The sequence below is a fragment of the Rhodococcus sp. IEGM 1381 genome (assembly GCF_030056795.1).
Taxonomy (GTDB): domain Bacteria; phylum Actinomycetota; class Actinomycetes; order Mycobacteriales; family Mycobacteriaceae; genus Rhodococcoides.
This window is the reverse complement of record NZ_JASHKQ010000011.1, coordinates 24,899-47,215: the sequence shown is the minus strand read 5'-3', so window position 1 is coordinate 47,215 and position 22,317 is coordinate 24,899. Positions and strand designations below refer to the sequence as shown.

At 64.5% G+C, this 22,317-nt stretch carries 23 protein-coding genes and 1 pseudogene; 13 read left to right on the top strand and 11 right to left on the bottom strand.

Annotation, left to right across the window (positions count from 1 at the left end; translation table 11 throughout):
* The first annotated feature begins 54 nt into the window (after nucleotides 1-54).
* The 3 genes from QM797_RS20095 to QM797_RS20085 are packed head-to-tail and all read left to right on the top strand — an operon-like array spanning nucleotide 55 to nucleotide 3,419.
* Nucleotides 55-1,623, top strand: a complete 1,569-nt coding sequence (locus tag QM797_RS20095) for a flavin-containing monooxygenase (protein ID WP_283277424.1) — start codon at nucleotides 55-57, stop codon at nucleotides 1,621-1,623.
* Nucleotides 1,620-2,453, top strand: a complete 834-nt coding sequence (locus QM797_RS20090; RefSeq protein ID WP_283277423.1) for an SDR family NAD(P)-dependent oxidoreductase — start codon at nucleotides 1,620-1,622, stop codon at nucleotides 2,451-2,453. The genes QM797_RS20095 and QM797_RS20090 overlap by 4 nt, the downstream gene beginning before the upstream one ends.
* A gap of 12 nt (nucleotides 2,454-2,465) precedes the next feature.
* Entirely contained in the window at nucleotides 2,466-3,419 is a 954-nt protein-coding gene (locus QM797_RS20085) for an alpha/beta hydrolase (protein WP_283277422.1), read from the top strand.
* Here the strand turns inward: QM797_RS20085 and QM797_RS20080 are convergent.
* The gene (locus QM797_RS20080; protein ID WP_283277421.1) at nucleotides 3,375-4,259 is read right to left on the bottom strand and encodes a glycine betaine ABC transporter substrate-binding protein; all 885 of its coding nucleotides are present in this window, start codon (nucleotides 4,257-4,259) and stop codon (nucleotides 3,375-3,377) included. The genes QM797_RS20085 and QM797_RS20080 overlap by 45 nt on opposite strands.
* Nucleotides 4,260-4,466: 207 nt before the next feature.
* Between QM797_RS20080 and QM797_RS20075 the strand changes: the two genes are divergently transcribed.
* Genes QM797_RS20075 through QM797_RS20060 form a run of 4 tightly spaced genes read left to right on the top strand, consistent with a single transcriptional unit; the run spans nucleotide 4,467 to nucleotide 7,943 of the window.
* The gene (locus tag QM797_RS20075; RefSeq protein WP_283277420.1) at nucleotides 4,467-5,441 is read left to right on the top strand and encodes an ABC transporter substrate-binding protein; all 975 of its coding nucleotides are present in this window, start codon (nucleotides 4,467-4,469) and stop codon (nucleotides 5,439-5,441) included.
* Nucleotides 5,441-6,592, top strand: a complete 1,152-nt coding sequence (locus QM797_RS20070) for an ABC transporter ATP-binding protein (protein ID WP_283277419.1) — start codon at nucleotides 5,441-5,443, stop codon at nucleotides 6,590-6,592. Before QM797_RS20075 ends, QM797_RS20070 begins: the two co-directional genes overlap by 1 nt.
* The gene (locus tag QM797_RS20065) at nucleotides 6,589-7,254 is read left to right on the top strand and encodes an ABC transporter permease (RefSeq protein WP_032403036.1); all 666 of its coding nucleotides are present in this window, start codon (nucleotides 6,589-6,591) and stop codon (nucleotides 7,252-7,254) included. The genes QM797_RS20070 and QM797_RS20065 overlap by 4 nt, the downstream gene beginning before the upstream one ends.
* The gene (locus QM797_RS20060) at nucleotides 7,251-7,943 is read left to right on the top strand and encodes an ABC transporter permease (protein ID WP_283277418.1); all 693 of its coding nucleotides are present in this window, start codon (nucleotides 7,251-7,253) and stop codon (nucleotides 7,941-7,943) included. Before QM797_RS20065 ends, QM797_RS20060 begins: the two co-directional genes overlap by 4 nt.
* A 76-nt stretch (nucleotides 7,944-8,019) precedes the next feature.
* Here the strand turns inward: QM797_RS20060 and QM797_RS20055 are convergent, their stop codons facing one another.
* The 4 genes from QM797_RS20055 to QM797_RS20040 form a co-directional block, all read right to left on the bottom strand.
* Nucleotides 8,020-9,225: an NAD(P)-dependent malic enzyme gene (locus QM797_RS20055; protein WP_283277417.1), complete on the bottom strand. Its 1,206-nt coding sequence runs from the start codon at nucleotides 9,223-9,225 to the stop codon at nucleotides 8,020-8,022.
* Between the two features lie 267 nt (nucleotides 9,226-9,492).
* Nucleotides 9,493-9,786: a hypothetical protein gene (locus QM797_RS20050; protein ID WP_283277416.1), complete on the bottom strand. Its 294-nt coding sequence runs from the start codon at nucleotides 9,784-9,786 to the stop codon at nucleotides 9,493-9,495.
* Nucleotides 9,783-10,397: a MarC family protein gene (locus QM797_RS20045; protein ID WP_032375910.1), complete on the bottom strand. Its 615-nt coding sequence runs from the start codon at nucleotides 10,395-10,397 to the stop codon at nucleotides 9,783-9,785. The genes QM797_RS20050 and QM797_RS20045 overlap by 4 nt, the downstream gene beginning before the upstream one ends.
* The gene (locus tag QM797_RS20040; RefSeq protein WP_283277415.1) at nucleotides 10,394-11,230 is read right to left on the bottom strand and encodes a PHP domain-containing protein; all 837 of its coding nucleotides are present in this window, start codon (nucleotides 11,228-11,230) and stop codon (nucleotides 10,394-10,396) included. The genes QM797_RS20045 and QM797_RS20040 overlap by 4 nt, the downstream gene beginning before the upstream one ends.
* Before the next feature lie 57 nt (nucleotides 11,231-11,287).
* Here QM797_RS20040 and QM797_RS20035 point away from each other — a divergent pair, with 57 nt between their 5' ends.
* The 3 genes from QM797_RS20035 (at nucleotide 11,288) to QM797_RS20025 (ending at nucleotide 13,487) form a co-directional block, all read left to right on the top strand.
* Nucleotides 11,288-12,376 (top strand): magnesium and cobalt transport protein CorA, encoded by a 1,089-nt coding sequence (locus QM797_RS20035; protein ID WP_283277414.1) that lies wholly within the window; start codon nucleotides 11,288-11,290, stop codon nucleotides 12,374-12,376.
* Nucleotides 12,377-12,516: 140 nt separating this feature from the next.
* The gene (locus QM797_RS20030; protein WP_283277413.1) at nucleotides 12,517-13,092 is read left to right on the top strand and encodes an esterase/lipase family protein; all 576 of its coding nucleotides are present in this window, start codon (nucleotides 12,517-12,519) and stop codon (nucleotides 13,090-13,092) included.
* A complete protein-coding gene (locus QM797_RS20025) occupies nucleotides 13,044-13,487 on the top strand; it encodes a hypothetical protein (protein ID WP_283277412.1) in 444 nt (147 codons plus the stop codon). The genes QM797_RS20030 and QM797_RS20025 overlap by 49 nt, the downstream gene beginning before the upstream one ends.
* A gap of 6 nt (nucleotides 13,488-13,493) precedes the next feature.
* Here QM797_RS20025 and QM797_RS20020 read toward each other — a convergent pair whose 3' ends face one another.
* Nucleotides 13,494-14,078 (bottom strand): suppressor of fused domain protein, encoded by a 585-nt coding sequence (locus QM797_RS20020; protein ID WP_080730375.1) that lies wholly within the window; start codon nucleotides 14,076-14,078, stop codon nucleotides 13,494-13,496.
* A 78-nt stretch (nucleotides 14,079-14,156) separates the two neighbouring features.
* Between QM797_RS20020 and QM797_RS20015 the strand changes: the two genes are divergently transcribed.
* The 3 genes from QM797_RS20015 (at nucleotide 14,157) to QM797_RS20005 (ending at nucleotide 17,302) form a co-directional block, all read left to right on the top strand.
* Nucleotides 14,157-14,873, top strand: coding sequence for a metallophosphoesterase family protein (locus QM797_RS20015; RefSeq protein WP_283277411.1), 717 nt, complete (start codon nucleotides 14,157-14,159; stop codon nucleotides 14,871-14,873).
* Nucleotides 14,863-15,726, top strand: a complete 864-nt coding sequence (locus tag QM797_RS20010; protein ID WP_283277410.1) for a chromosome partitioning protein ParB — start codon at nucleotides 14,863-14,865, stop codon at nucleotides 15,724-15,726. The genes QM797_RS20015 and QM797_RS20010 overlap by 11 nt, the downstream gene beginning before the upstream one ends.
* Before the next feature lie 139 nt (nucleotides 15,727-15,865).
* Entirely contained in the window at nucleotides 15,866-17,302 is a 1,437-nt protein-coding gene (locus QM797_RS20005; RefSeq protein ID WP_283277409.1) for an MFS transporter, read from the top strand.
* A gap of 65 nt (nucleotides 17,303-17,367) precedes the next feature.
* On the opposite strand, the gene QM797_RS20000 is transcribed toward QM797_RS20005, so the two are convergent.
* The 5 genes and pseudogenes from QM797_RS20000 to QM797_RS19980 all read right to left on the bottom strand — a co-directional run bounded on the left by QM797_RS20000 (nucleotide 17,368) and on the right by QM797_RS19980 (nucleotide 22,302).
* Nucleotides 17,368-18,537, bottom strand: a complete 1,170-nt coding sequence (locus QM797_RS20000; protein WP_283277408.1) for an ABC transporter ATP-binding protein — start codon at nucleotides 18,535-18,537, stop codon at nucleotides 17,368-17,370.
* A 5-nt stretch (nucleotides 18,538-18,542) separates the two neighbouring features.
* Nucleotides 18,543-19,376: a carbohydrate ABC transporter permease gene (locus tag QM797_RS19995; RefSeq protein WP_269607222.1), complete on the bottom strand. Its 834-nt coding sequence runs from the start codon at nucleotides 19,374-19,376 to the stop codon at nucleotides 18,543-18,545.
* On the bottom strand, nucleotides 19,376-20,299 hold the full coding sequence (locus tag QM797_RS19990; RefSeq protein ID WP_283277407.1) for a carbohydrate ABC transporter permease: 924 nt from the start codon (nucleotides 20,297-20,299) through the stop codon (nucleotides 19,376-19,378). Before QM797_RS19990 ends, QM797_RS19995 begins: the two co-directional genes overlap by 1 nt.
* A pseudogene (locus QM797_RS19985) lies at nucleotides 20,296-21,618 on the bottom strand (ABC transporter substrate-binding protein). The gene QM797_RS19990 and the pseudogene QM797_RS19985 overlap by 4 nt, the downstream one beginning before the upstream one ends.
* Before the next feature lie 195 nt (nucleotides 21,619-21,813).
* Nucleotides 21,814-22,302 (bottom strand): YflT domain-containing protein, encoded by a 489-nt coding sequence (locus tag QM797_RS19980; protein WP_283277406.1) that lies wholly within the window; start codon nucleotides 22,300-22,302, stop codon nucleotides 21,814-21,816.
* Nucleotides 22,303-22,317 lie beyond the last annotated feature (15 nt).

Here is a 22,317-nt window from a genome sequence, read left to right as displayed (position 1 = left end):
AATATTAGTCAACAACTATTGACTCACACTCAATAAGCTTCTACGCTCCCCTACATGAGTCTTCCCGTAACAGACACTTCGGACCGTGCAACGTCGCCGCGTCACGTCGATACGCTGATCATCGGCAGCGGATTCGCCGGCCTCGGTGCCGCGATCAAGCTGACGAAGGCAGGCAAGAAGGACTTCGTCGTCATCGAACGCGGCCACGACGTCGGCGGCACCTGGCGCGACAACACCTACCCCGGGGCCGCCTGCGACGTGCCGTCGCACCTGTACTCCTACTCGTTCGCCCTGAACCCCGACTGGACCCGGTCGTTCTCCACGCAGCCCGAGATCCAGAAGTACATCGCCGGGGTGGCCCGCAAGTACGGCGTCATGGACAAGCACGTGTTCGGCACGGATGTGACCTCGGCTCGCTGGAACGCCGAGACCAACCGCTGGGACGTCGAGACCACCTCCGGCAACTACACCGCAAAGATCGTCGTCTCGGCCGTCGGCGCACTGTGTGAACCGAATCTGCCCGACATCAAGGGCATTCACGACTTCGAGGGCGACGTCTTCCACTCCGCCCAGTGGAACCACGACGTCTCCCTTGCCGGCAAGCGCGTCGCCGTCATCGGCACCGGCGCGTCGGCAATCCAGATCGTGCCCGCCATCGCGGGCCAGGTGACACACCTCGACGTGTACCAGCGCACCGCGCCGTGGATCCTCCCGCGCGCCGATCGTCCGTACACCAAGCTCGAGCGCTTCGCCTTCAAGCACGTTCCCGGCTTCCAGCGTCTGTCTCGCGCCGGCATCTACGCGATGCGTGAGACCCAGGTCGTCGGACTGGCCAAGGCTCCGGCCTTCATGAAGCCCCTGCAGTGGGCGTCGGAGAATCACCTGCGTACCCAGATCAAGGACAAGGCGTTACGCGCCAAGGTGACGCCGAACTTCCGCATCGGCTGCAAGCGCATGCTGATCTCGAACGCGTACTACCCGGCTCTCGCCCAGAGCAACGTCGATCTCGTCACCGACGGCATCGCGGAGGTCCGCAAAGGATCCATCGTGACCAAGGACGGCACCGAGCGGCCGATCGACGCACTCGTCGTCGCCACCGGCTTCCACGTCACCGACTCCCCCGCCTACCGCGGAATCACCGGCAAGGACGGCCGGACACTGGCCGAGACATTCGAGGACGGCGGTCAGCAGGGCTACAAGGGCGCAGCGGTGGCGAACTTCCCCAACATGTTCTTCCTGGTGGGCCCCAACACCGGTCTGGGACATACCTCGATGGTCTTCATGATCGAGTCGCAGATCAACTACTTGGTCGACGCGCTGAACACCATCGACAAGCACGACATCGGCACCATCGAGGTGCGCAAGGACGTGCAGGACGAGTACAACGTGACTCTGCAGGACCAGCTGTCCAAGAGCGTCTGGATGAACGGCGGCTGCGCAAGCTGGTACCTCGACAAGCACGGTAACAACACGACACTGTGGCCCGGCTTCACGTTCGAGTTCCGCAGAATCACCAAGCAGTTCGATCTGGATGCGTACCGTAGCGTCGCCAGTGCAGACCTCACCTCCGCAACCTCGGCGAACACCGCCGGCAACAACACAGACAAGGTGGTCGCTCGATGAGCGCATTCACAGGCAAGGTAGCCGTCGTCACCGGCGCGGGTTCGGGAATCGGCCGCGCATTGGCCCTCGAGCTGGCCGGGCGCGGAGCGAAGTTGGCACTGTCCGACGTCGACACCACCGGGCTCGACGAGACCGTTCGACGAGCCGAGGCGTTGGGTGCCGAGGTCAAGTCGGATTTCTTGGATGTTTCCCAGCGCGAGACGGTACTGGACTACGCCGAGGCCGTCGTGGCGCATTTCGGCAAGGTCAACCAGATCTACAACAACGCCGGCATCGCGTACCACGGTGACGTCGACAAGTCATCGTTCAAGGACATCGAGCGCATCGTCGACGTCGACTTCTGGGGAGTCGTCAACGGCACCAAGGCATTTCTGCCGCACATCCAGGCCTCCGGCGACGGCCACATCATCAATATCTCCAGCCTCTTCGGCCTGCTCGCGATCCCGTCGCAATCCGCGTACAACGCAGCGAAGTTCGCCGTCCGTGGATTCAGCGAGTCGCTACGCATGGAAATGCTGATCGCCAAGGCACCGGTGAAGGTGACCGTCGTCCACCCCGGCGGCATCAAGACCGCCATCGCGCGCAACGCCACCGTCGCCGAGAATTACGACCAGGCGGACTTCGCGAAGTTCTTCGACACCAAGCTCGCCAGGACCACCCCGCTCGACGCGGCCAAGACCATCCTCAAGGGGGTCGAGAAGGGCAAGGGACGCGTGCTGATCGGCTCCGATGCGATCGCCCTCGATCTGCTGCAGCGCATCACCGGCTCTCGATACCAGGGCCTGATCGTCGCCGTCTCCAGGCGCGCACTGCCGCGCACGAAGAAGTAGGCGGGTCGCGTCGTGAAAGCCTTCTACGTTCCCCTGCCGATCGTCGCGGCAGCGCTGAAGCCCTTCTATCGCCTCGCACTGAATCCGCGCCTGTCTTTCCGGGCGCAGCGGGCCTTCCTCGAGGCCGCGGCTCCGGCGCAGACGCTTCCGCACGGAACGGTCTCGCAGAAGATGACACTCGCGGGCCGAAAAGCCGAGCGTGTCACCGTCGGCGCGACCGAACGCGACACCGCGATTCTGTATCTCCACGGCGGCGCGTACACGATCGGATCGATCAACACGCACCGCTCGCTGGCCGCGCACCTGGCCCGGGAATCGGCCAGTGCCGTCTACGTGCTCGATTATCGGTTGGCCCCGGAAAACCCGTATCCGGCCGCACTCGACGACGCGGTGGCCGCGTTTCGTGAGCTGGTCCGATCACACGGATTCACTGCCGATCGCATCGCCATTGCAGGCGATTCGGCCGGCGGCGGTCTGACGGTGGCTACTGCCCGCCGTCTGGTGGACGACGGAACGAGCCCGGCCGCCCTCGGACTGATTTCGCCGTGGGTCGATCCCGGCGCGCGCGACGCTCCGAAGGACCGCGATCTGGTGGTCAACACCGGCTGGTCGTACAGCTCGGCCGACGCGTACCTGGGCGCGGGCGATCCGCTGGATCAGGGTTTCGCACCACTGCTGGGAAACCTGGACGGCCTGCCACCGATCGTCATGCACGTCGGCACGGACGAGGTCTTGTACGCACAGATCACCGCGTTCGCGGACAAGCTGCGCCTGTCCGGCGCAGAGCTCGAACACGTCGAGTACAAGAAGCTCTGGCACGTAGCTCATCTGCAGGCGTCGATCCTGCGTGAGGCGGCTCAGGCCGTCCAGCACATGGGCGCTTATCTGGGCCGCAAGGTCAGGGCCACGACGAACGACGCCTCACAGGTTGTGCTCACCGAGCCAGCGGCCAGCGACATCGCCTGACGCAACACCACTGCGGACCTCGCCGATCATGTCGGCGAGGTCCGCTGTCGTCAGCTCCCCCGCCACCACCGAGAACGACCTGAGGGCACTCTCGCTGAGCACTCCGTTGCGGTAGAGCGGAACGACGTTCTGCGCCGGATAGACGTGGTCGTCGTCGGGCAGCGTTGTGAGATCTTTCGCCAATGGGCCGAACGACGCGGTGCGAATTGCGAGAGCACCCACCGCACCCGAATTCAGGTCGTCGACGGCGAACTGTGCGTCCGGATACACCATGAACTCGGAAAATCCGGCCCCGGTGAAGGTGGGTTCTTTTCGCGGAAGGACATTCATCACATCCAGGGGATCTACTTCGCCCTCTACCGTCCCGATAGTCGCGTCCGCACCGAAGACGAGGTCGCGGGGTGTGGTTTCCGACGTCGATCCAGGAGCCACCGCAATGGCGATCCGATCCTCGGCCGTCGCGTAGTCCCCCACCGACAATCCTGCGGGCAGTGAGCGGTTCAGCTCGGTGAACACGTCCTCGGCCTCGGTTGCACCGGCGAGCGTGTCGAAGGTGCGCAACAGGTCGCCGGTCAGTTCGGGAACCACGGACACCTCGCCGCGATCCAGAGCTGCCAGGTAGTCGGCCCGATCCCCCAGGCCGTCCGTCACTTCGACGTCCACCCCCGTCGAGCGCAACCCACCGGCGTAGATCTGGGCGAGCAACAGGGAGAGGTCCGAGCTGCCGGATCCGACGACGATGGGCTCACCAGCAGGCCCGGCCGAGTCGGCGGTACTGCAGCCGCCGAGGAGTCCGGCGATCGACACCACCACAGCCGTGGCCAGAACCGACGAACGCACTGTATTTTCTCCTGTTCACTGCCCGTGTGGTTTACCGATCCCGACCGCGGGGCACTAGTGCGAACGAGACGGTAGTCGAACCAACCTTATGGCCACGCTGATTTCGACTACCATCCCGAGCAGCCCGAGTCCTGGTTCTTCCGATGCCCCCAGGGGCCGATCGGCGGAAATGGGTATCGGCTGTGCCCGAACCGATGGAAGGACACCATGACCACCTCCCGAATACTGCGCGCGATCTCCGCTCCGAGGACAGTGGCAGCCGTTGCCGCGTTGACCCTCTCGGTCACCGCCCTGACCGCCTGCGGCGGAAATTCGGATCCACTGTCCAGCGGTGGAGGCGAAAGCAACACCGACACGAACTCCATCATCATCGGTTCGGCCAACTTCCCCGAGTCCGAGACCGTCGCGAACATCTACGCCGAGGCGCTGCGCGCCAACGGCTTCGAAGTGAGCACCAAGCTCAACATCGGCAGTCGCGAGGCGTACATCCCCGCAGTGCGTGACGGGTCGATCGACATGATTCCCGATTACACCGGCAACTTGCTGCAGTACTTGGACGAATCCGCGACAGCCACGTCCTCCGAGGACGTGCTGGCGGCGTTGCCTGCCGCACTCGGCGACGACCTCGCTGTGACCGCCCAGGCCCCCGGCGAGGACAAGGATGCCGTCGTCGTCACCCGCGCCACCGCTACCGAGCGCAATCTCACCACCATCGGCGACCTCGCACAGTTCTCCTCCGAGGTGACCCTCGCCGGCACTCCGGAATTCCAGGAACGCGTCGGCGGCCTGCCCGGCCTGAAGACCAAGTACAACTTGGACATTTCGGCGGGCAACTTCATCCCGATCTCCGACGGCGGCGGCCCGGCAACGGTCGAGGCGCTCGTCTCCGGACAGGTCGTCGCGGCGGATATCTTCACGACCTCGCCTGCGATCGCGCAGAACGATCTGGTGGTACTCGAGGACCCGGAGAACAACTTCGCCGCTCAGAACATCATCCCGGTGCTGCGTACGGCCAAGCAGTCCGACAAGCTCACCCAGGTTCTCGACGCCGTGTCCGCGCAGATCACCACCGAAGAACTGATCGCACTGAACACTTCGGTGTCCGGTGACGAGAAGGTCGAGCCGGCGGCGGCAGCAGCGGCGTGGGTCAAGGACAAGGGCCTGGACCAGCCGGTCAGCTGATGATCACCTTCGAGCACGTCAACAAGACCTATCAAGACGGCACCACGGCGGTCGACTCATTGGACCTGGTGATCGAGCCTCACTCGTTCACCGTGTTCGTGGGGCCGTCCGGCTGCGGCAAAACCACCTCGATGCGGATGATCAATCGCATGATCACACCCACCTCGGGCGTGATCACAGTGGACGGTCGCAACATTGCCGACACCGATGCCGTGAAACTGCGCCGAGGCATCGGCTACGTCATCCAGAGTGCCGGGTTGCTTCCGCATCGCACCGTCGTCGACAACGTCGCCACGGTGCCGGTACTGAACGGCGAAACTCGTCGCGCTGCACGCAAAGCTGCGCTCGACGTCCTCGAGCGCGTCGGCCTGGATCCGGCGTTCGCCTCGCGCTATCCGGCACAACTGTCCGGTGGGCAGCAACAGCGCGTGGGGGTTGCCCGAGCGCTGGCCGCCGATCCGCCGATCCTACTGATGGACGAGCCCTTCAGCGCGGTCGACCCGGTGGTTCGCGAGGACTTGCAAACCGAGATGCTGCGACTGCAGGCGGACCTCCAGAAGACCATCGTGTTCGTCACCCACGACATCGACGAGGCCGTGCGACTGGGCGACCACATCGCCGTCTTCGGTCCGCAGGGCCGACTGCAGCAGTACGACAAGCCCGAGACCGTACTCGCTGCACCTGCCACTCCGTTCGTGGCTGGTTTCGTCGGTCGCGACCGCGGCTACCGAGGCCTGTCTTTCCGGTCGGCGCAGTCGGTGACGATGCACCCGATCCAGACGGCTAAGCAGGATGAGGTGGGCAGTCTGCGGCTCGAGCATGGGCAGTGGGTTCTGCTGGTGGACTCGCAGCGACGTCCGCTCGGGTGGATCGATGCAACCGGCGTCGAGAAGGTGCGCAACGGCCGAAGCATCGACGAGAGCACGGCGGCGGGCGGATCCCTCTTCCTCGAGGGCGGCGATTTGCGTCAGGCACTCGATTCGGCGATCTCGTCGCCGTCGGGCATCGGGGTTGCAGTCGACGCGGCCGGCGCGGCCGTGGGCAGCGTCGACGGCGCGGAGATCCTCGAAAACCTTGCTGCACAACGCAAGTCCGAGGACTCCGAGCGTAACCGGCACCACTTCCTCGCGACCGGGGACACGGACCAGTGACCTGGCTGTTCGACAATTTCGATGTCGTTCTCGGGTACACGAAGACGCACCTGTATCTTTCGCTCGTCCCGCTGTTCGTCGGACTGCTGATCGCCATCCCGCTGGGCACCGTCATTCGTAACACCCGCTGGGTTCGTCGAATCACGTTGACGGTGGCCAGTATTGCGTTCACCCTTCCGTCGCTGGCATTGTTCGTCACCATCCCGGCAGTGGTCGGTCTGCCCGTTCTCGATCCACTGAACGTCGTGATCGCGCTGGCCGTCTACTCGACGGCACTGCTGGTGCGCGCGGTACCCGAGGCTCTCGACTCGGTACCGTTCGCCGTCGTCGATTCCGCGGAAGCAATGGGCTACTCGACACTGCGCCGAGCAGTGACCGTCGAACTGCCACTGGCACTTCCGGTGCTCATCGCCAACATCAGGGTCGTCGCGGTCACGAACATCTCACTGGTCTCGGTGGGCTCGGTGATCGGTATCGGCGGTCTCGGTCAGCTGTTCACGCAGGGCTACCAGCGTGACTATCCCGACCAGATATTCGCGGGCATCATTTCGATCGTGTTCCTGGCGTTGGTGTTCGACGCGGCCCTGTTCTTACTGGGTCGTCGGCTCACCCCGTGGACGCGCCTCGGCACGGGCTCGTCGAAGAAGAAGGCACGCGCATGAATCTGTTCTCGGAGGCGTTCTCGTACATCCTCGACGGCGGAAACTGGTCCGGGCCAACGGGAATCGGCGCACGGCTGATCGAACATATGTGGTACAGCTTGCTGGCGGTGTTGCTCTCTGCAGTGATCGCCGTCCCCATCGGCCTGTTGATCGGCCATCTACGACGCGGTGAAGCGGTGATCGTCGGACTGGTCAACGCACTACGTTCGCTGCCCACCCTCGGCATCCTGGTGTTCCTGGTTCTGGTGATCGGGTTGGGGCTGGTGCCACCGATCATCGCGCTGGTGCTGCTCGGCATTCCGCCGCTGCTGGCCGGGACGTACTCCGGTATCGCCAACGTCGACGCGAACGTGGTCGACGCCGCCCGCGCGATGGGCATGACGGAAACCCAAGTCCTGCTCCGGGTCGAGATTCCGAATGCCCTTCCTTTGATTCTCGGCGGACTCCGCAACACCACTCTCCAGATCATCGCCACCGCGACGATCGCGGCCTACGTCAACCTCGGCGGGCTCGGCCGCTACATCTTCGACGGCCTGGCGCTGTACGACTACCAACGGGTACTGGTCGGCGCGATCCTGGTGGCCGTGCTGACCCTCGTCGTCGACGCTCTGCTCGCCCTTGCGGTGTGGACCTCCGTTCCGGGAACCGGCCGGCTGCGGCGGATGCCCACCGGACTGGCGAAGGTCTGAGGCCGGTTCGAACGAAAGACACCGGCGAGCCACTGGCCCGGGTAGGGCTGGGTTCGCCGGTGTTTCTTCCGTTTTCCTACGCGACGCCCTCGGCTCGCGCTGCTGCCGCAACTGCGTCCGCAACGGCCGGGGCGACACGAGGATCGAGTGGGCTGGGCACGATCTTGTCCGCAGCCAACTCGTCGCCGAGAACCGAGAGGATTGCCTCGGCAGCGGCGAGCTTCATGCCTTCGGTGATACGGCGAGCGCCCGCGTCGAGCGCGCCCTTGAACACACCGGGGAAGGCGAGAACATTGTTGATCTGGTTAGGAAAGTCGCTGCGTCCGGTCGCGACGATGGCGGCGTACTTTCTCGCCACCTCCGGGTGAATCTCCGGATCTGGGTTCGACAGCGCGAACACGATGGCCTCCGGGGCCATCGAGGCGATGTAGCCCTCGTCGACTTTGCCCGCGGACAGACCGAGGAAGACGTCTGCTCCGGCCAATGCCTCGGCCACTCCGCCGGACAGTGCACGCGGGTTGGTGCGCGCAGCGAGATCGGTCTTGACGCTGGTGAGGTCGTGGCGATCGGAGGAGACGATCCCCTTGGAGTCCAGCACCACCACGTCCGGGATACCGGCCAGAAGGAGCATGTTGGCGCAGGCGACGCCCGCTGCGCCGGCTCCGGAGACGACGACCTTCAGTTCGGACGTGCTGCGGCCCTGAACCTTCGCGGCCCCGTTGAGCGCAGCGAGGACGACGATGGCGGTGCCGTGCTGGTCGTCGTGCATGACGGGGCATTCGAGCGCCTCGATCACGCGGCGTTCGATCTCGAAGCAGCGCGGGGCCGAGATGTCCTCGAGGTTCACGGCACCGAAACTGTGCCGCAACCGCACGATCGTCTCGACGATCTCGTCGACGTCGTTGGTGTCGAGGACGATCGGGATGGAGTTCAGACCGGCGAACTTCTTGAACAGTGCCGCCTTGCCCTCCATCACCGGCAAGGACGCCCGTGGGCCGATGTCGCCCAGGCCGAGCACCGCGGAACCGTCGGAGATGACGGCGACGAGGCGATCGGTCCAGGTGTAGCGCTTGGCGAGCGCCGGGTCGGCGGCGATGGCGCGGCTGACCTGGGCTACCCCGGGGGTGTAGGCGATGGACAGATCACGCTGGGTCTCGAGCGGCGCCGCCAACTCGACCGACAGCTTTCCGCCGAGATGTCCGGCGAAGATCTCCTCGTCGGTGATCGCGGCCGGCACGGCCGGTGCCGAGTTCGGTGCTGTGGTGTCTTCGACTGCCGTCACGGTGAAAGCTCCTTGCACTGTCGACCTCGACCAGCAAGGCGACGCATGTCAACGAAGTGAGTGGTTTTGGGACTCGGGAGCGCTCGGAGTGCGCCAGTGCTGGCTGCAAACTGCCGAAAGCGTCTCTCGCAGGTGCGGCGGGTGTGCCGACACGATCAGCGATGGGCTGTAGCCCAATCGGTGGCCCCAGTGTGCCACACCGCTCGTCCATCTGACCACAGAGTCAGAAGCGAACTCGGTCCACTGTCGTCATTGCCACCACTGTCCTCATTGCCACCATTGTGTCCACAGCACCAGGCCCGTGACGACGAAAACGACGAGTGTACCGACGAACGCGGAGAACCCGCGCCGATGGTCCGCGATGCGCTGGGCAACGACGGCGACCGCGGCGGCGGCGATGTGCGCACCGACGGAAAGACCCCCTGGCCCCGGGAAGCCGCGGGAGTGCCCGAGATATTGAGTGACGGCTACACCGATCGCGAGCACCACCAGACCGGCGGTGACGACACCGCTGATCCCGCGCAGGAATCGGAGCCCCGCTCCCGCTCCGGCCCCGGTCATCCGCCGGCCACGAATCCGCGGACAGAGTCCGCGATCAACTGCACCGCGATGGCGGCGAGCAGCAGACCTGCGATGCGCGCCAGCAGCGAGATGCCACCTTCACCGAGAAGACGGATCAGTACCGTCGAGAATCTCAGGATCAGGAAGAACAGCACGTGAATAGTGATGATGCCCAACGCAATCGCCAGCAAGGAGCCCGCATCACCGTCGGCCTGGCTGACGTAGACGATCACCGCGGCGATGGCACCGGGACCTGCCATCAGCGGAGTCCCGAGCGGCACGAGGGCTACGTTGACGTCCTCCGCCGCGGAGTCTCCGCCCGCACCCTTGCCGGTGAGCAACGACAGGGCGATGAGCAGTAGCAGTAATCCGCCCGCGCCCTGCAGTGCCGGGATGCCGATGTGCAGGTAACTCAGAATCGCCTGACCGCCGATGGCGAACACCGAGATGACGGTCAGCGAGACGGCGGGCGCTTGCCACGCGGCCTTGTTACGAGCTTCCTTGCTCTTACGGCCCACCAGGGACAGGAACACCGGGATAGCGCCCGGCGGGTCCATGATGACGAACAGGGTGATGAGCACGGTCAGGTAGAGCGTCACATCGAAGGTCATGGGCGAGCCGCCGCAACTATTCGATCGTATTGGTCCGGGGCAGTGGTGTATTCGCCGAGTTTCACCGTCTTGTTGGTCCCGTGGTAATCCGAGGAGCCCGTGACGATCAGGTCCAATTCCGCGGCAAGATCGGCCATCACCACAGTGTCATCGTGCGAATGATCCATGTGATGCACCTCTACTCCGCCGAGCCCCAACGGCGTCAGTTCTCGAATGTGGTCCAGATCGAGGATGCGTCCGCGCGCGCGGGCCCGAGCATGCGCGAGCACACTCACCCCGCCGGCTGCCGCGATCATCTGTATCGCGGCCTCGAGGGGAGTGTCCACCTTCTCCACGTAGTACTTGCCGCTGGTCGCCAACGGACCGGCGAACGCGGCGTTCATGTCCGGGACGTATCCGGCGTCGATCAGCGCACGGCCGAGATGGGGACGTCCGGCTGCGGCACCGGCCGAGGCCAGCACTGCGTCGGGATCGATCGGCAGACCGTCGGCTGCCATGTTCTCGGCGATGGCTCGCAACCTCGTCACCCGTTCGCCGCGTAGACGCGCGCGCTCGGCCGCGAACGCTTCGTTCTCGGGGTCGAAGAGGTACGCGAGCAGGTGCACAGGAACCGGTTCGCCGTCCTCGCCGCGTCCGGTGCACGAGAGTTCCATACCGCGCACGAGCGTCAGACCGGGAGGAACGGCCGCGGCCGCTTCGTCCCAGCCCGACGTGGTGTCGTGGTCTGTCAGCGCCACTACCGACAGTCCCGCCGCCGACGCCGCGTGGACCAGCTCGGCCGGGCTGTCGGTGCCGTCTGACGCCGTCGAGTGGGTATGAAGATCGATGAGCACCTCGACAGTGTTCCAGGCTCGCCGTCTCGTCGTTTTGCTGGCGTACGATTGCCCGCCATGCCGTCCCTTCCACCTCGACCGTCGTTACCGTCACTGCATCGACGGGGACCCAAGGCCGCAACCGATCCGGGCCCGAGAATTCCGGTGCCCACGGCCCGCGCGATCGTCGACTGCGCGGTGTACGTCGACGGCTCCCGATTGCCCGGCAGATTCACCCACACCTCGGCGATTGCGGAGGTACGTGCGCGCGGCGAGGGGTTCGTGTGGGTCGGCCTGCATGCGCCCGACGACCATCAGATGAGCGCGATCGCGCAGTGCTACGGACTGCACGAATTGATGGTCGAGGACACCGTGCACGCACACCAACGTCCGAAACTCGAACGCTACGACGACGTCGCGTTCCTGGTGCTGCGCACGGTGAAGTACGTCGAGCACGAGTCGGTGACCACCGCCAACGAGATCGTCGAGAGCGGCGAGATCATGGTGATGGTCGGCAGCGACTTCGTCATCACCGTCCGGCACGGGGAACATTCTGGGTTGGCCGGCGTTCGGCAGCGCCTCGAAGCGAACCCGGAACAGCTCTCACTCGGGCCGTCCGCGGTGCTGCACGCTGTGGCCGACCACGTCGTCGACGAGTATCTGGCGGTGACCGAGTCGATCGAGCGGGACGTCGACGGAATGGAAGAGGAAGTGTTCTCCCCGCACCACCACGTGCCCATCGAGAACATCTACCTGCTCAAGCGAGAGGTCGTCGAGCTGCGCCGGTCGGTGACGCCGCTGTCGACCCCTCTTGCGCGTCTGGTGCAGGAGCCGAGCGTCCCGAAGGCCGTACGGCGGTATCTGCGCGACGTACAGGACCACCACACCACCGTCGCCGAGCGGATCTCCGAATACGACGAGGTACTCAGTTCGCTGGTCGACGCCGCATTGGCCCGGGTCACCATGCAGCAGAACCTGGACATGCGCAAGATCTCGTCGTGGGTGGCCATCGCGGCTGTCCCGACGATGGTCGCGGGAATCTACGGGATGAATTTCGACAACATGCCCGAGTTGCACTGGACCTACGGCTACCACCTGATGGTCGGGGTCGTCCTGTGCGTGTGCATCGGCCTGTGGCGCACGTTCCACAAGAACAACTGGCTCTAGCAGACACACGGCGCGTTGGACATCGTCCAAGTCAGACCGACGGTTGTTGGTGATTGCCCCGACCCCCGCCGGGTGACGGGCCCACATGTTCTCACCGGATGAGACTGCAGAAGCCCTGCATTGTCATTCGGAAGGGATCGATGAGAATCCGCACGCTGGTATCGGCCGTGGCCGTCGCCGTGATCTGTTCGGCCGCGCCGGGGGCCGCGTCGGCTCAGCCGGTTCATGCCGATCCCGCCGGTCCGCCGCTGACCGTCGCGCAGGCCGATCTCGACAAGGCACTCACGTGCACCACGGATCTGCACGACGCCACCCGCGATCCGGTTCTGCTCACCCCGGCTTTCGCCACCGATCAGCAATCGTTCGGCTGGAACTACCTGCAGTCGCTGCCTGCTATCGGATTCCCGGTGTGCAGCCTCTCGCTCCCGGACGCCGGGTACGGAGACCTACAGATCTCCGCCCAGTACGTGGTGCACGCGGTTCGTACGATGGCCGCCGACAGTGGCCGCAAGGTGGTCATGATGGGCCACCAGCACGGTCCACTGAACGAGCTCTGGGCGTTGACGTTCTGGCCGGATCTGCCTGCCCTGGTGTCGGATGTCATCTCGCTCGCCACCCCGTACAACGGGACCGATTCGGCCCGCTCGGGATGCGACGACTCACAGGAGTGTCCGCCGGCGAACTGGCAGATCGCGCAACCGGATCGAAGTTCCTGACCGCATTGGCGACCCGACCCCTGCCCGTAGGCCCCAGCTATACCTCGATCTTCACGCGATTCGACGAATTGATCCATCCGCAACCACGCGCGAGCACCCTCGCCGGAGCGTCGAACATTGCCGTGCAGGACGTCTGTCCGCTCCGGCCGGTCGAGCACTTCACGATTCTCGGCGACAACGTCGCCTTTCATCTCGTCCTCGACGCACTCGATCATGATGGACCTGCGGTGCGCGAACGCATTTCGGACAATCTGTGCTTCACATTCAGCACGCCGAACCTGCGCTCCAACACGGGATCCGCGACCAACGGGTTGAAATTCCTGCTTCAGGTACCCCAGCATTTCGAAGACGACTCCGTGGGTACCGAACCCGAGCTGGCGTCCTACGCGCGATGACGACGGTCAGAGACTGGCTGCCGACCGATTCGGATCGCGGACGTCGATTCCCGCCTCGGCCCAGGCCTCACGCAGCGCATCGGCTCCGCGCAACCGCACCCAGGCTGCCTCGGTGCCGGTGAGAGGGACGGCGGCGAGAAATCGAACCGGATCGTAGGGCTCGGGCAGTGTCAGGTCTGCGATATCGCTCGCCCCGAGCAGCACTGCCGTGAACGGCGCGTTGGTCCACAGCGGCTCGCTCAGATCGAGCAGTGCGTCCTCGACGAGTACGACGCCCTCCACCGCGGGTGACGCAGCAAGGACGGCCAGGCTCTTGTGCACACCCGATGCCACGCCTGCACCGCCTCGGAGAGTCAGCACCAGTTCGGCTCGGGGGCCACGCGAGGGATCTGCGACGAGTTCGTTGGGATCGGCCATGGGGTGCCGAGAACAGCCGAGACTGACGTACCGGACCACGTCGGAGTCCGCGCCGAATCTCAGGACGTCCAGCGGCTCGAGACCGAGGAACGTCACCGATGCCGACGACGGATTCTCGTCGCCGATCTCGGTCAGCAGATGTGCGCGTACCGCTGCAATGACACTGTCGCTCACGTCACCCATCCAACACCACCGATGCCCGAGAAGTCCGTTCGGAGGTGCCAGTCGAGGGAGGTGGGTACCGTCGTATTCGTGGTCTCCGTTCTCGCAGTGTCCGACGAAACGATCGAATCCCTGTGGAGTCCGCAGGTGAAGTCGCTCGGAGTCGACTTGATTCTCGGCGCAGGCGACCTTCCGTTCGACTACCTCGAATATCTCACCGATGCCTTGAACGCACCGTGCGTATTCGTTCCCGGCAACCACGACGCGGACCTCACCGGCTACTCGGCAGGACGTGCGGGATGGATGCGCGCCGGGCTCCCCACCACCTGGCCCGGACCCGTCGGTGCCGTGAACGTCGATCGCCGAATCGTCTCCGCGGCGGGCCTGCGGATCGCCGGTCTCGGCGGCTCCATCCGCTACAACGGTGGGCCCAACCAATGGACCCAGCGGCAGCAGCGTCGACGCTCACGCACCCTGACCCGGACGTTCGCGTGGCATCGCAACGTCCGCAAAGACTCTCGGCCCCTGGACGTTCTGTTGACCCACAGTCCGCCACTCGGCGTCGGAGACGACACCGACCCCGCGCACATCGGTTTCGACTGCCTCGACGAGGTGACGCGAAGACTCGCCCCACAGTTGTTGTTGCACGGCCATATTCATCCGCACGGCGCTACGCCGGAGGATCTGACCCTGCACGGCGCAGCGGTGATCAACACCGTCGGGTACACCCTGCTCGAGATCGAACCGGGCGGACAGAGAACCGAATTCGAGGCACCGAGGATCGTGAGGCGCAGGCATGGCACGTGACACCGGATTTCCGGCCGCCGACGCGGAAAACGACTTCACCCGCCAGCGCCGACGCGCCGACGTCGCCCGTCTGGTGGGATGGCTGCGGCGTCAACCCGACGACGTCAACACCATCCTGCCGTTCGACGAGGTGGTTGCCGCGCTCGGCAAGGTGGGCGAGCGTCACCTCGGCCTGCAGGTCATTCGCGTCGAGACCATCGTCGGAAGCGTCGACCGCACTCGCGATTTCGACCGCTTCTTTCGTCCGACGTCGGCGCGCATTCGTGAACGCTGGCAGCGACTGGCCGCCGCTCAACGCCGCGGGGAGGCGATGCCCCCGATTCAGGTGTACCGAATCGGAGGCATGCACTTCGTCGTCGACGGTCATCACCGAGTGTCCATCGCGTTCGCGATGCACCGAACGTCGATCGACGCGGTCGTCACCGAGATCATCACGCGCATCTCCCCCGAGGGCATCACCCGACGCGGCGATCTGCTGATCAAGGATCACCGGCGCATCTTCCTCAGTCGTGTCCCATTGGTGGGCAAGGCACGCGAGGCCGTCCAGGTGACCGATCCGTTCGATTACGCCCAGCTCAGCGAGTCGGTCGAGGCGTGGGGCTTCCGGCTGATGCAGGAGGTCGGTGAATTCGTCGACCGCGGTACCGTCGCGCGGCGTTGGTTCGGCGAGGAGTACCTGCCGGTGGTGCGCATGGTGCGCGCGGCGGAAATCCTCGAAGATCGCACCGACGCCGAGGCGTACCTCTGGATGAGCCGGGAGCGTTACCGCCTGGTGCGCGAACACGTCTGGAACGACGAGATCGTCAGCGAACTCCGGCAGAAAGCGCTGGGCAAACCGACTCGGCTGCAATAGGACCGTCGCCGGTGCTCGACCGTGGTTTCCCGAGCCCGCTTTCCTGGTACACCTACATCTGATAGTTACTTAGATGCGTTCATCACTTTGTTCGTCTCGGTTCCACTGCATCGTCGATACCTAACGAGGTCGTTCTTTCATGTCCACCCGCCGCATACTGCTGCCCGGACTCTGTTTCATCGTCATGACTCTCGCCGTTCTGCAGACGATGGTCGTCCCCATCGTGTTGACCATCGGCACCCAACTCGGGGTCAGCACCACCGCTGCCGGATGGGTACTGACGGCCAATCTCCTCGCGGCGGTGATCGCCACCCCGGTCATCGGTAGGCTCGCCGACCTGCACGGTAAGCGTCCGGTGCTGATCGGTGTGCTCACCGTCGTCCTCGCCGGATCTCTGCTCGCGGCGCTGACCCACTCGTTGCTGTGGCTGATCGTCGGCCGGGTCCTGCAGGGCGTGTCCTATGCACTGTTCCCCATCGCGCTTGCCGTCCTTCGTGACGAGATGCCTCCTCGTAAGCTCGTAGGTTCGATGGCCGTCCTGTCCGGCACGCTCGGCGTCGGCGGTGGATTCGGACTGGTGTTGACCGGGCTGCTGACGGCCAACGGAGCCGACTACCACCGCGTGTTCTGGCTCACTGTTGCGTTCGTGCTGCTCGCCCTCGCGATCGCCTGGTTCGGCGTACCGGCGCGCCCGAGAACCAGCGGCGGCACCGTCGACTGGTGGGGAGCTGCACTGCTCGCGGTGACTCTGCTTCTGCTGTTCCTCGCGCTGACCCAGGGCCGCACGTGGGGGTGGGGTTCGATTGCCACCATCGGCTGCGCGGTCGTCGGTGTATTCGCGGGGGCCATCTGGTGGAACTTCGAGAAGCGCGCCGACGAGCCACTCGTCGCACCCCGGATGCTCACCCACGGGCCGTTGCTCGCCACCAACGTCGCCACTCTGTTCGTCGGTGTCGGGATGTTCGTCAATTTCCTCGCCTGCTCGTACTTCGTGCAGACACCACGAGCCGTGGCGGGCTACGGCTTCACCGCGAATGTTCTCGAGGCGAGCGTCGTCTATCTGCTGCCCGGCGCGGCGGTCGGAGTAGTCGCAGCCGTCGGTAGTGGCCGTCTCATCCGGTCGTTCGGGCCGCGCCGAGTGCTGATCGCAGGAGCCGTGATCGGGCTGGTCGGATTCGTCTTCGTCGCACTCGCCCACGATCACACCTGGCAGCTGATCACCGCAGGCATCGTCATCAACATGTTTGTCAGTCTTGCGTTCGCTGCTCTGCCGAACCTGCTCATGGCCGAGGTCAGCGCTGCGGACACCGGGGTGGCGAACAGCGTCAATTCGATCGTCCGGACAGTCGGTACCTCGATTGCCAGCGCTACGCTGTCCACCGTCCTGGCCATGTTCACGATCGACGGGACAGCCGTTGCCCGCGAAAGTGTGTACACCGCAGCCTTTGTCGCAGGCGCGGTAGCCTGCCTCGTCGTCGTACTCGCGGCCCTGGCCATCAGGAGCACCCCCGCCGCTCGGGGATCGGTGCGAGTGGCCGAGTCCGAAGCGACCACCACGTCGAACATGCCGCTCTGAGCCTGCGGCATGTGCACAGAACTTCGTAGCCCACTACGAAGTTCCGTGCACATGCGCGCAGCGCTCTACAGCGTCAGATTGGCACCCGAGGCCTGGTCGAACACCGAGATCTTCGCCGGGTCGAACCACAGTTCCACCTGACCGCCCTCGGCGGCCTTGGACTCGGCCGCCAGACGTGCAACCACCTGTGCGCCACCGAGATCGGCGATACCCGCATCGGCCGCGAGCTCCTGCAGCTCGCTGGATTCGACCTTGGCACCCTTCAACGTGAAGTAGACGTACTTGTCGCTGCCCATCGACTCGAGCACGTCGACGGTGGCGGTGAAGGTGGCACCGCTCATCTTCTGATACCCGTCGATCAGTGCCGCGTCCTCGAAGTGCTCGGGGCGGATGCCGACGACCACCTCGCGACCCGGGTTCTTGGCCTTGATCGCATCCATCCGCTCGAGCGGGATGTCGATTTCACCGAGCGCAGTCGACACACCGTTCGAGGTGAGCTGTCCGGGAACGAAATTCATCGAGGGCGATCCGATGAAGCCGCCCACGAACAGGTTTCGCGGCTTGTCGTAGAGCTCCTGCGGGGACCCGATCTGCTGCACCAGCCCGCCGCGCAGCACCACGACGCGATCGCCGAGAGTCATGGCCTCGGTCTGATCGTGCGTGACATAGACGGTGGTGGTGCCGAGCCGCTTCTGCAGCCGTGAGATCTCGGCGCGCGTCTGGACACGCAGCTTCGCGTCGAGGTTGGAGAGCGGCTCGTCCATCAGGAAGGCCTTGGGCGTGCGAACGATGGCGCGGCCCATGGCAACTCGCTGTCGCTGACCACCGGAGAGGTTCGCCGGCTTGCGGTCGAGGTGCTGACTGAGGTCGAGGATCTTGGCAGCTTCTTCTACCTTGGTGTTGATCTCGGTCTTCGAGAGCTTGGCCAGGGTGAGCGGGAAGGCGATGTTCTGCCGCACCGTCATGTGCGGGTACAGCGCGTACGACTGGAACACCATCGCGATGTCGCGATCCTTCGGTGCCCGCTCGTTGACGCGCTCCCCCGCGATGCGCAGCTCGCCCGAGGAGATGTCCTCGAGTCCGGCGATCATGTTGAGGGTGGTGGACTTTCCGCAGCCGGACGGCCCGACGAGGATGATGAATTCGCCGTCGGCGATGGTGATGTCGACGTCGCTGACCGCAGCCGCGCCGTCGGGGTAGAGCTTGGTGACTTTGTCGAGAACTATTTCGGCCATGACGGTTATCCCTTCACTGCGCCGGACGTCAAGCCCGCCACGATACGTCGTTGGAAGAAGAGCACAAAAATGATGATCGGGATCGTGATGACGACTGCTGCCGCCGCGATCGACCCCGTGGGCTCCTCGAACTGAGAGCTACCGGTGAACTGCGAGATGGCCGCCGGGACGGTGACCGAACGTTCCGTTGCCGTCAACGAGATGGCGAGCAGCAGGTCGTTCCAGGCGAAGATGAACACCAGAATGGCGGCGGTGACGATGCCGGGGGCGGCCAGCGGGGCGATGACCTTGCGGAACGCCTGTGCGGGCGTCGCGCCGTCCATCTTCGCTGCCTTTTCGAGCTCCCACGGAATCTCGCGGAAGAACGCCGAGAGGGTGTAGATCGCCAACGGCAAAGCGAAGGTGATGTACGGAATGATCAGTCCCGGCCAGGTGTCGAACAGTCCCAGCGAGCGGGAGATGTCGAACAGCGGTGTCACCAGCGAGATCTGGGGGAACATCGCGATCAGCAGCGCCGCACCGACGAGAGCCTTTTTTCCCGGGAAGTCAAGGCGAGCGACGGCATACGCGGCCATCGTGCCGATCACCACGGCGATCACCGTCGTGATCAGTCCGATGCCGATGGAGTTGACCAGCGCCGAGGTGAACTGATTGGTCGAGAAGATGCCCTTGTAGTTCTCCAGTGTGAACGAGCGCGGGATGAAGTTACCGTCGGCGATGGTGGCCGTCGACTTGAACGAGAGGCTGATGATCCACAGCAGCGGAACCAGCGCGTAGAGCAGGACGAGGACGTTGACTACCGTCCAACCGACCTTCTTGCGAGGCGTAACAGTGGTCATTACTTGCGGCCTCCGTCGTCGGATCCCGGTGCCGAGGCACCGAACAACTTGATGAACACGAACGCGATGATCGCGACGCAGAAGAAGATCAGGATGCTGATCGCCGACCCGAGTCCGAGGTTGAACGCACCGAACAGGTTGTCGTAGCCGAGAATCGAGACCGATCCGGTTTCGTTGCTACCTCGGGTGAGCACGTAGATGTTGTCGAAGATGCGGAACGCGTCGAGGGTGCGGAAGAGCACGGCGACGAGAATGGCCGGCTTCATCAGCGGGATAGTGATCCGCATCAGCCTGGTCCAACCACCGGCTCCGTCGACCTCGGCCGCCTTGAGCAGATCGTCGGGCACCAGAGCCAGACCGGCCAGCAACAGCAGCGCCATGAACGGGGTCGTCTTCCATACCTCGGCCAACACGACGATCGCCAGTGACGGGAATTGCTCGGTGAGCGGGGCACTACCGTCGGGCAGCAGATTGGCGAGGTATCCCGTACCGGGAGTCCACGCGTAGTACCAGCTGTACGCGGCGGCGACGGTCACGATGCCGTACGGGATGAGCACCACGGTTCGCACCAGTCCGCGACCGAAGATGGTGCGGTGCATGACCAGAGCCACCGCAAGACCGAGGATGAACTCGATGATCACCGAGATGATCGTGATTCCTACGGTGACGCTGAATGCCGTCCACCAGTACCCGTCGGAGAGCACCGTGACGTAATTGGAGATGCCGACGAACTCACGGTCCTCGGGGAACGCGAGGTTGTACTTCTGCAGGCTGAGCCAGAAGGCGTAGATGATCGGATATCCGGTGACTGCGATCATCAGAATCGCCGCGGGTGCGATGAGCAACAGCCCCAGCCGCCGTTCGGCCTTCTTGCCGTCGGAGACGTTCTTCAGGGCGCCCTGCCTGTCCTGAGTTTCGCTCATGGAATCAACCCTTCGGAATTGACGGCCTTGGTGACCAGATCTGCGAGCTTGTCCACGTCGGCTACCGGATCGATGTTCTGCGGCGGGTTGAGCGCATCGGTCAGCAGGATCGAAATGCTCTGGTAGGCAGGCGAAACGGGTCGGACCGCGGCCGACTCGATGGAACCGAGCACCCCTTCCCATGCGGGATAGACGGATTGGAACTCAGGATCGGAGTACAACGACTTCAGCACCGGCGGTACACCGCCGTTGACGGCGTTGTTGCGCTGGTTCTCTTCGTTGGTGAGGCACTCGACGGCCTCCCACGCGAGATCCTGATGCTGGGTTGTCTTGGCGACGCCGATGTTGAACCCACCGATGGTGACCTTGGCGGGCTCGCCCGGATTCACCTCCGGGTACGGGGCGCTACGGAAGACCTCGGCGATCTTCGCGTCCTGCTGATCGGCAGGCACACCGGCCAGGTTCAGGAACGAGACAGCGCCGGCGATGGCGTTCTCCTTCAGGCCGGGCAGCACGAACGGGTAGTTGACCTGGAAGGCCATCCGTCCCGATTCCATGCCGAGACGGGCCGTGGCCTCGTCGCTCTGAGAGACCGACGGATCGTGGCCGTCGGCTGTGGCCACCCGCTTGATGATCTCGAGAGCCTTCTCGGTGGCGGCACGGTGCTCAGGAGTGTCGTTGAGCGTCACCGTCGTTCCGTCTTCTGCGACGACCGAACCACCCGCGCTCTCGAGCAGCGAGTTGAACCAGACCATGAAGCCCTCGTACTGCTTGGCCTGGACGCCGATCTGGGCGGGCTTACCCGCGGCCGCGTTGGCTTCGGCCTCGTCGATCAACTCGTCCCACGTCTGTGGCGGGGTGCCGTCGGGCACCTCGTCCGGCCGGTACCAGAGCAACTGGGTGTTGGAGTTGAGCGGAACGGCGTACAGCTGGTCCTGCCATTCCGCGGTGGCCAGCGGACCTTCGAGCGTGGAGCCGTCACGCAGCTTCGCGGACAGGTCCTCGGGGACGGGCAATGCCCATCCGGCTTCGGCGAATTCGGCCGTCCACACCACGTCGAGCGTCATCAGATCCAGCGTCTTGTCGTTTCCGGCGAGGCGTCGCGCGAGCTGGAGACGCTGGTCGTTCGCACTCTTGGGAAGAGTCCGCTGCTCCACCCGGTATCGACCGTTCGAAGCATCCGAACACACCTGTGCCGCAGCGGCGTACTGCTCTGCGCCGTCTGCGGCGGTGTAGAAACTCAGAACCGGAACCGAACTGTCGGACTAACCACACGCTGCGAGCAACGGACTCGTGACCAGAGCCGCTGCTGCCAACACCCCTATTCTTGTCGTTCTTCCACGCCTACGACCACGATGTCTCGGCACTATCCGCCTCCGTACGTTCAATTACTCGCGCAGCACACTGTGTGGGACTGCCGTGCACGAAAGAAACGTAACCGAACTCACTGGCATCGAGGGCGATTTGGGGCTATTCCGTTACCTGTCGGTTGCCTGGTCGTCCACCAGGTGTGATCAGATCGACAGTTTGGCGAGCAGTTCGCGTGCTTTCTCGGCCGTACGAGGCTCGCAGAGGACGTCGTATCGACCCGCGACCAACTGCATGCTCGACGCGAAATCTCGCTGTCCCTTGGTGGCCGCGTACGGAATGGACGCCGAGATCAAACCGAAGATGATGCCGCCGCCGACGCCGATGAGCAGGGCTCCGAAGATGTTCTCGCTGAAGATGCCGAGCACCAGGCCGAGGAACACTCCCAGCCACGCACCCGAAACGATGCCTCCACCAATGACTTTGGGCCACGTGAGGCGGCCGAGAACGCGTTCGACCTGCATCAGGTCGACGCCGACGATCGTGACGTCCTGCACCGAGAACTCTTCATCGGAGAGATAGTCGACGGCGCGCTGCGCCTCGGCATAGGTGGGGTACGAACCGATGGGCCAACCGGAGGGCGGCGTCGGTAGTCCCTGCCCTGGGCGACCGGACTGAGAGAGGGGATTGGTCATGGCTCCATTGTGCCC